Here is an 8,798-nt window from a genome sequence, read left to right as displayed (position 1 = left end):
CAGAGCCACATGAATCAGCCGATTCACCATGGTGTGCAATTGGAACCGCCGATTGAAGCGATAGCAGAATTCGGCAAGGTACCGGGGCAAGTGTTTGTCGCTGATGGCGTGATAGGTGCCACGCAGGGAATTCTTCACATTGCCGAGCACGGTGTTGAGCCATTGGAACACTTTGCGGTCGTCATACTTGCCTTGGTTGTAGGTGATGATCGGCTCATGGTCGCATTGGGCCTGGATGACACCTGGAAAACAAGTCAAGCCGTCTGAGACAACGAGACTTCCCGGCCGGATATACTTTGTGCTCCAAGCAGCGATCTCTCTCCTGGTGAAGCCGTTGAGCCGGCTCAGCTTGAGCAAGAGGGGGTGTCCTTCGGAAGAGAGCGACAGGGCAGCCACAAACGGCATCTTGCCGGAAGCGGCCCGTCCCCTTTTACCGTCACGCTTTTTGCCGCCCCAATAGGCATCGTCCATGAGGAGTACTCCCTGTAGCGGATGTCGGTCGTCCCGGTTCTTCATCACCTGTTGCAACTTATGCTTCATCCGTAGGGCGGCGTTGGCGGAGATCCCGACGGTTCTGGCTAGATTGAGCGAGGATATGCCATCTTTTGCTTGTGTGACCAGATAGATGCCTAAAAGCCAAGTTGTCAACGGGAGCTTGGTGCTGGCAAAGATGGTTCCCTGGGTCAGAGAAGCCTGGAAACGACATGCCTGGCATTGGTACAATTGACGGCCGCGGATCTCGCAATAGGCTCCATGGCCGCATTTCGGACATCGAAAGCCCTGGGGCCAGCGCATGCTGAACAGGGCGGCCCGGCATTGTTTTTCGGTGCCGTATTGTGAGAGAAATTGTGGCAAACTTATTCCTTTTTGGAACTGAATGGTATTTTTGGCCATGCCGTGCTCCTTTTGAGGTGAAGGTTGGGAGCACTATGCCATAGCTGGTATGACAAATAGCGTCATACCACCAAAAAAAAATGCCGGCTGAAGTTCAGTGGTAATCAGAAATTTAAAAAACCAGCTCAAACCCATATTCATGCAAGAGCCAGGATCGATATCAGCGAAAAAGAGAAATTTGAACAACAGCTTGAAAGAAAAGGGCGGGCAACCGTCATTGTTTGTGCCGAAGTGTTGGATCAAGAGGGCGCTGTTACCATGAACGGTTCGTACGAATGGTTTGTGCAGAAACTTGAACATCTGTAATACCAGTTCCGGACCGAATATTTGGTCATGAACTCGGATATTTTCCGAGCCCAGCATGATGCAACACCTCGCAACAGCCCATAAACATAACAAATTTTAAGCCGAACCCGCAAGCGCCCACCGTGTCCTCCGCCTTCTACGACAGCAGCCGCCTTTTTGAAATCGTTTCCGATTTCACCCCCTCCGGCGATCAGCCCGCGGCCATCGACCGGCTGACCGCCGGCATTGAGGCCGGGGTGCGCGAACAGATACTCCTCGGCGTCACCGGTTCGGGCAAGACCTTCACCATGGCCCAGGTGGTGGCCCAGGTGCAGCGGCCCACCCTGGTGATCGCCCCCAACAAGACTCTGGCCGCCCAGCTGTTTGCCGAATTCCGCGAGCTGTTCCCCCACAATGCGGTGGAATATTTCGTCTCCTATTACGATTACTACCAGCCCGAGGCCTACATCCCGGCCTCCGACACCTATATCGAGAAGGATTCGTCGATCAACGACGCCATCGACAAGATGCGCCACTCGGCCACCCGTTCGCTGCTGACCAGGCGCGACGTGCTGATCGTGGCCTCGGTCTCCTGCATCTACGGCCTCGGCTCGCCCGAGGAATACCGGGACATGCATCTTTTCCTCCGCACCGGCGTGGACTATCCCATGGAGGAGGTGCTGCGGCGCTTGGCCTTCATGCTCTACGAACGCAACGATTACTCCTTTCATCGCGGCACCTTCCGGGTGCGGGGCGACGTGCTCGACATTTTTCCGGTGCACGAGGAGGACCGGGCGGTGCGGGTCGAATTCTTCGGCGACACCATCGAGGCCATCGCCCTGATCGATCCCCTGCGGGGCGAGATCCTGGCCGATGTCGAGGAAATGGCCGTCTTTCCCGGCAGCCACTTCGTCACCAGCCAGGAAAACCTCAAGACGGCCATGCGGGCGATCCAGGACGAGTTGCAGGTGCGGTTGGCCGAGCTGCAGGGGGCGGCGCGGCTGGTCGAGGCCCAGCGCCTGGAGCAGCGCACCCTGTTCGACCTGGAGATGATCGCCGAGTTGGGTTACTGCAACGGCATCGAAAATTACAGCCGCCATCTCACCGGCAAGCCGTCTGGCGTGCCGCCGCCCAACCTGCTCGACTATTTTCCGGACGACTACCTGTTGATTATCGACGAGTCGCATATCGCCGTGCCCCAGGTCGGCGGCATGTTCAACGGCGACCGCTCGCGCAAACAGACCCTGGTGGAGTACGGCTTCCGGCTGCCCTCGGCCCTGGATAACCGGCCGCTGCGCTTCGACGAGTTCGAGCGCCGCATCCGCCAGGTGGTCTACGTCTCGGCCACGCCCGGACCCTATGAGCTGGCGCATGCCAAGGAGCATGTGGTCGAGCAGCTGATCCGGCCCACCGGGCTGCTCGATCCGCGTATCGAGGTGCGTCCGGCCTCGACCCAGGTGGACGATCTGCTGGAGGAGATCCGGTTGCGGGCCGCCCGCAACGAAGCGGTGCTGGTCACCACCCTGACCAAGCGGATGGCCGAGGACTTGACCCAGTATTACGAGGAATTGGGGGTGCGGGTCCGCTATCTCCACTCCGACATCAAGACCCTGGAGCGAGTGGAGCTGATCCGCGATCTGCGCCGGCGCCAGTACGATGTGTTGATCGGCATCAACCTGCTGCGCGAGGGCCTGGACATCCCGGAGGTGTCGCTGGTGGCGGTGCTCGATGCCGACAAAGAAGGCTTTCTGCGTTCCGAACGCTCGCTGGTTCAAACCTGCGGCCGGGCTGCCCGCAACGCCGAGGGCACGGTCATCCTCTACGCTGACAACGTGACCCCGTCGATGCGGGCCACCATCGACGAAACCAACCGGCGGCGGGCCATCCAGGAACGTTACAACCAGGAGCACGATATCGTGCCGCGGACCGTGATTTCGGAGATCAAGGACACCATGGCCCAGCATCTCAAGGCCTCGGGATGGATCGGGGCCGAGGATGCGGTCGGTCGCTCGGTGGCGGCGATGGCCGAGCCGGAGATCGTCTATCACAGCGTTGCCGAGATTCAACGCGAAATTGCGGAGCTGGAAAACAAGATGCGCGAGGCGGCCCGGCAACTGGCCTTCGAGGAAGCGGCCGGTTACCGGGATCGGATCAAGGAACTCAAGATGATGGAGCTGGCAGTTGGCTGATTTTTGGTATCGATGCGCCCTGGCGATAGTGCCCCGGATGGTGTACGGCCTGATCCGGCTGTGGTTCGCCACCTGCCGGGTGAAGGTGCGGGGCGATGCCCCGCTCCGGCAACACGTGCAGACCGGCAAGGCGGGCATTGCCGTCTTCTGGCACTATTCATTCTTGTTTCTTTTCTATTATTTCAGGATGTTCCCCAGCGCGATCATGGTCAGCGCCAGCAAGGACGGCGAATACATCGCCCGCTTGGCAAGCCTGATGGGGCATGTGCCGGTCCGGGGGTCGTCGCACCGGGGCGGGGTCAAGGCCCTGAAAGAAATGATCGAGCGGTTGCGCCAAGGCCTCAATGGCGCTATCGTGGCCGATGGTTCCCAGGGACCGGTCCGACAGGCCCAGGCCGGCTGCATCCTCATGGCCAGCAAAACGGGCCTGCCCATCTTTCCCGTTGCCTGGGCCGCCCGGCGGGTGCTGATCTTCAACAGCTGGGACCGGACCGCGGTGCCGCTGCCCTTCACCACCATCGTGGTCCGGCACGGCGAGCCCCTGTGGGTAGAGTCGGGAATCGGAGCGGAGCAGGTGGAGGCCTGGCGGCTCGAACTGGAGCAGCGGCTCAACCGGCTGTACGAGGCCGCCTGGCACGAGGTCGGCCGCAAGACCCACGACGGCGGCAGGCCGGGGGCCGACAGGTTGTCCCCGCCACGGAACGAGCCGTCGCTGCGGGACGGAACAACGCATTACTAGTTTTTTTGCCGAACAAGACAGGGGTTGATCGTTGTGGAAACAGTCAGAAGCATGGTGCTGGCCGGGTTGAGCGGCGGGTCGGGCAAATCGGTGGTCGCGGTCGGCCTGGTGGCGGCATTGAGCAATCGCGGCAAGGGGGTGGTGTCGTTCAAGAAGGGGCCGGATTACATCGATGCCGGCTGGCTGGGCAAGGCTTCCGGCCAACCCTGCTACAATCTCGATCCCTACCTGATGTCGGCCGAGGCCATCACCACCACCTTCCAGCGCCGCATCCACGGCAACGGCTTTGCCGTGGTCGAGGGCAATCGCGGCATTTTCGATGGGGTGAGCGCCGAAGGAGAGTTTTCCACCGCCGAATTGGCCCAACAGCTCGATCTTCCGGTGCTGTTGGTGATCAACTGTGCCAAGACCACCCGCACCGTGGCCGCCCTGGTCCTGGGATGCCAGGCCTTTGACCCCCGCATTCGTTTTGCCGGCGTCATTCTCAACCAGATCGCCACGGCCCGACACGAGAAGGTGATTCGGCAATCCCTGGAAAAATACACCAATCTTCCGGTGCTCGGCATCATGCCCCGGCTGAAGAAGGATGTGTTTCCCATGCGCCATCTCGGGGTCACGCCGCACCAGGAATACGCGGCGGCCAGCGAGGCGGTGGCCAGCCTGGCGGTGTTGGCCGAGAACCATTTCGATCTCGATGCCATTGTCGGCCGCATGCGCGAAGTGGCGCCGCTGCCCCCGGAACAGGACGAGCAGGCAGCGTCAGAAGTGACCATTGGCGTGCTCCGCGACGCCGCCTTCCAGTTTTATTACCAGGAAAATCTGGAGGCCCTGGCTGCGGCCGGAGCCCGGCTGGTGATGATCGACGCCCTCCGGTTCCAGGAATTGCCGCCGGACCTCGACGGCTTGTACATCGGCGGCGGTTTTCCCGAGACCAGTGCCAGGGGACTGGCCGAAAACGTCGGATTCCGCCGGTCGGTGCGCGAACGCATCGACGCCGGATTGCCGGTTTACGCCGAGTGCGGCGGCTTGATCTATCTCGGCCGCTCCATCCTGCTCGACAATCGGGAATATCCCCTGGCCGGGGTGTTTCCGGTCACCTTCGCCATTGGCGCCAAGCCGCAGGCCCACGGCTATTCCGCCTTTACCGTGGAAAAGCCCAACAGTTTCTATCCGGTGGGAACCCGCATCAAGGGACATGAATTCCGGTATTCGATCGTGCATCGATGGGACGGGAGCACCGACGACCTGGCCCTTGCCATGAATCGGGGGACCGGCTTTCGCGATGGCCGCGACGGCCTGGTCAAGCGCAATGTGCTGGCCCTCTACACCCATGTCATGGCCTCGGGTACGCCGGAATGGGCGACCGGTTTCATCGCCGCCGCTCGCTCCTTTGCCGCCAGCAGGCGAATGGCTCCGCCGGCTTAAGCCGTGCGATTCGCCGGCGCTGGTCGAGCCGGTTCGCCCTGCGCGGCCGGCCCCTGTCCCGGATGGGAAAACACCGGCGCCGCCAAGCTGGTTTTGACAATCATCCGGGCAGGTTCTATAATGGGAAAGGCCATCACTTTTCTTTTTCTTTTCAGGATGATGTAATGTGAAAACCTTATTGCCCGCCCTTGCCTGCCTGGTCGCCGCCTCGCTCTTGCCCCTTCCTGCCGCCGCCGCGGAAGGCGATGCCTCTTTTGTCACCTGGTTGCCGTTGTTGCTGGCCGTGGTGGTGCTCATCGCCACGTTTTTGGCGCTGGCTCCGTGGTTGAAGCGACAGCGGCGCGACAAGGACGAGTTGGCCCTGCAACTGCACCTGGCCGAACAGGCCGTGGAACAGGCGCCGATCCCCATTCTCCGGCTGGATGCCGATCTGCGGGTGGTGGCCGCCAACCAAAGCGCCCGGCAGGCGTATGCCCGCGAACAGGCTTCGCCGGTCGGCGCCGGCCTGCTCGATCTCCTGCCGGAACTGGCGGGACATCCCGATATCGCGGCCTTGCGCGTAAGCGGCCAGGAGCAGGCAACGGTGTCGGCTGACGCGAGTCCGCCGGCAGGGGAGCAGCACGAGGCGCCGGGGCAACTGGTGTCGCTGGCCGCCCAGGGCGCAAGCCGCTTGTACTGGTTCGGAACCGTGGCGGCGCCACCGCAAGAGGCGCCATGCCCCTGCGAGCCCGATTCGTTTGCCGAGGAATCGGCTCGGCGGATGAAGAGCGAGTTCATCGCCAACATCAATCACGAGGTGCGGACGCCGTTGAACGCCATCATCGGCTACACCGAAATGCTTGCCAATTCTCAACTCGCGGCCAAGGAAAAACGCTTTGTGGCCATCATCCACAAAAGCAGCATGGCCCTGGTCTCGATCTTCAACGATATCATGGAGCTGTCCAAGATCGATTCCGATCGGCTCCAGATCACGGCCACTTCGGTGCGTTTACAGTCGATTGTCAACGATGTCGACGGGTTGTTCAAGGATCTCGCCGACGAGAAGGGCATTCGCTTCACCTGCCGGGTGGCTGACCGCCTGCCCGAATACGTGCGGTTCGACGGGGTGCGCTTGAAGCAGATCCTGCAAAACCTGGTCGGCAACGCGGTCAAGTTCACCAGCGAAGGGGCGGTGAGCCTGACCGTGGACGGAACCCCCAACGCGAACAAGCCCGAGTGTCTGGACCTGCGCTTTGTCATCGACGATACCGGCACCGGCATTTCCGAGGCGGATCAGCGCAAGATCCGCGACCTCTTCCACCAGACCGAGGAAGAGGCCACCAAGCACTTTGGCGGAGTCGGCCTGGGGCTGACCCTGTGCAGCCGATTGACGATGATGATGGGCGGCCGGATCGAACTCGAGAGCAGGGAAGGAGTGGGCAGCAAATTCATCCTCCTGTTCGACGAGGTGCCGGCGACCGAGCCGATTCAGGTCGTGCCGGAAGCGGTCCCGGCCGGCAAGCCCGCGCAGGGGGCGCAGAAGAAATTGCTGGTCGTGGACGACGTCGAGTTGATCAAGGATGTGTTCCTCGACTTTTTCCAGGACAGCCCCTACCGGGTGTTCACCGCGGACACCGGCCCCGAAGCCCTGGCCATTGCCCGGAACGAACGGCCGGACCTGGTTTTCATGGACATGAATCTGTCCGGATCCAATGGCCGCGAAGTGACCAAACAGTTGCGGGAGGACTCCGGGACCGCTTCGATTCCGGTGGTGGTCATGACCGGGCACATCCTTGAGGAGGGCGACTATCGGCCTCTGTTCGACGCCTTTTTGCAAAAACCTTTCAGGCTGGAAGAACTGCAGAACGTGGTCGACCGTTTCGTCCGCATCACCGCGGAGCCGCAGCCGGCTCCGGCCGCGGCCGCGGGCGAAAGTGTGACGGTCGAGGAAGACCAACTCCTTGCGCTTCTCGGCGATGCCTGGAATGACGAACTGGATGAGTTGCGGCGACAGGCCGCCTTTTCCGGCAACCTGACCGATGCCGCCTCGCTGGGAACCAGCATGCGGCAGCGGGGAGAGGCCGTGAACCAGCCGATCCTGACCCGCTTGGGCGAAGAGTTGCTCCAACATGCCCAAGATCCCAATATCTTAGGCGTGGATCGCCTCCTCGCCAAATTGTCCCGGATGTCCCAGCGGAGCGAATCATGACCAAGAAAAAGCCCCTGATTTTTATTGTCGACGACGTTCCCGAGAACATTCAAATCGCCATATCGCAGTTGAAGGAACTCGATTGCGATTTTGCTTATGCCACCACCGGCGAGCAGGCCCTGGAGCGGATCGCGGCCACCTTGCCGCAGTTGATCCTGATGGACGTCATGATGCCGGGAATAAGCGGCTTTCAGACCGTGGAGGCCCTCAGCCAAAACCCGGCGACCCGCTCCATTCCGGTTATTTTCCTGACCGCCCGCGCCGAATCCGACGACGTGGTCCGGGGCTTCAGCCTCGGCGGCGTCGATTACGTCACCAAGCCGTTCAAGGGGGTCGAGCTGCGGTCCCGAGTCCGCAACCATCTGGAATTGCACGCATACCGGAGCAATCTTGAACGGTTGGTCGAGGAGCGGACCCAAGAGGCGGAGTTGCTCAAGGACGTCATCATCGAGGCCATGGGCGAGCTCTCGGAATATCGTGATCCGGAAACAGGCAGCCACATCCACCGGACCAGGGCGTATGTTGTCCTGCTGGCCGAAACCCTGGTGCAGCAGGGGCATTTTCTTTCCCAACTGACCGAGAACTATGTGGTGCTGCTGGGCAAATCGGCGCCCTTGCACGATATCGGCAAGGTGGCGATCCGGGATTCCATTCTGCTCAAGCCTGGCAAGCTGACGCCCGAGGAATTCGACGAAATGAAAAAACACACCCTGTTTGGCGAGGAGGTCATCGCCAACCTGGAGCACATGGCCGGGCAGCCGACCTCCTTCCTCAACTGCGCCAAGGAAATTGCCGGCAGCCATCACGAAAAGTTCAATGGCAGCGGCTATCCTCGCGGCCTGGTGGGCGAGGCCATCCCCCTGGCCGGGCGGATCATGGCGATAGCCGATGTGTACGATGCCCTGATTTCCAAACGGGTGTACAAGAGTTCCATGACCCATGATGAGGCCATGGGCATCATGCTCGATGGCAAGGGCAGCCATTTCGACCCGGTGTTGATCGATGCCTTCGTTTCGGTGGAACTGCAGTTCCGGGAAATCGCCGCCGCCAACGCCGATTGAAACATGCCCGGCGCGGG

General features: G+C 61.2%; 7 protein-coding genes. 5 read left to right on the top strand and 2 right to left on the bottom strand.

Annotated elements, in window-relative coordinates:
- Positions 1-894 (bottom strand): IS1595 family transposase (locus tag RMR13_RS06840; RefSeq protein ID WP_310599892.1); only part of this gene is annotated, 894 nt, incomplete at its 3' end.
- 33 nt (positions 895-927) lie between these two features.
- Positions 928-1,257 (bottom strand): hypothetical protein, encoded by a 330-nt coding sequence (locus RMR13_RS06835; RefSeq protein ID WP_310599891.1) that lies wholly within the window; start codon positions 1,255-1,257, stop codon positions 928-930.
- Between the two features lie 65 nt (positions 1,258-1,322).
- Here RMR13_RS06835 and uvrB point away from each other — a divergent pair, with 65 nt between their 5' ends.
- From uvrB to RMR13_RS06810, 5 genes are all read left to right on the top strand, one after another.
- Positions 1,323-3,368: an excinuclease ABC subunit UvrB gene (gene uvrB, locus RMR13_RS06830; protein ID WP_310599890.1), complete on the top strand. Its 2,046-nt coding sequence runs from the start codon at positions 1,323-1,325 to the stop codon at positions 3,366-3,368.
- Positions 3,361-4,107 (top strand): lysophospholipid acyltransferase family protein, encoded by a 747-nt coding sequence (locus RMR13_RS06825; RefSeq protein WP_310599889.1) that lies wholly within the window; start codon positions 3,361-3,363, stop codon positions 4,105-4,107. Before uvrB ends, RMR13_RS06825 begins: the two co-directional genes overlap by 8 nt.
- Before the next feature lie 33 nt (positions 4,108-4,140).
- Positions 4,141-5,532: a cobyrinate a,c-diamide synthase gene (locus RMR13_RS06820; RefSeq protein WP_310599888.1), complete on the top strand. Its 1,392-nt coding sequence runs from the start codon at positions 4,141-4,143 to the stop codon at positions 5,530-5,532.
- A gap of 166 nt (positions 5,533-5,698) precedes the next feature.
- The gene (locus RMR13_RS06815) at positions 5,699-7,720 is read left to right on the top strand and encodes an ATP-binding protein (protein WP_310599887.1); all 2,022 of its coding nucleotides are present in this window, start codon (positions 5,699-5,701) and stop codon (positions 7,718-7,720) included.
- Complete coding sequence (locus RMR13_RS06810) at positions 7,717-8,781, top strand: HD domain-containing phosphohydrolase (protein ID WP_310599886.1); 1,065 nt, start codon at positions 7,717-7,719, stop codon at positions 8,779-8,781. The genes RMR13_RS06815 and RMR13_RS06810 overlap by 4 nt, the downstream gene beginning before the upstream one ends.
- Positions 8,782-8,798 lie beyond the last annotated feature (17 nt).

The organism is Desulfobulbus sp. (assembly GCF_031547805.1).
GTDB lineage: Bacteria > Desulfobacterota > Desulfobulbia > Desulfobulbales > Desulfobulbaceae > Desulfobulbus.
This window is presented reverse-complemented; position numbering and strand designations above follow the sequence as displayed.

What these genes read in the sequence shown, in the direction of transcription:
- RMR13_RS06835 (WP_310599891.1), bottom strand. Translation starts at nt 1,257, where the DNA reads ATGCTGGGCTCGGAAAATATCCGAGTTCATGACCAAATATTCGGTCCG.
- RMR13_RS06810 (WP_310599886.1), top strand. Translation starts at nt 7,717, where the DNA reads ATGACCAAGAAAAAGCCCCTGATTTTTATTGTCGACGACGTTCCCGAG.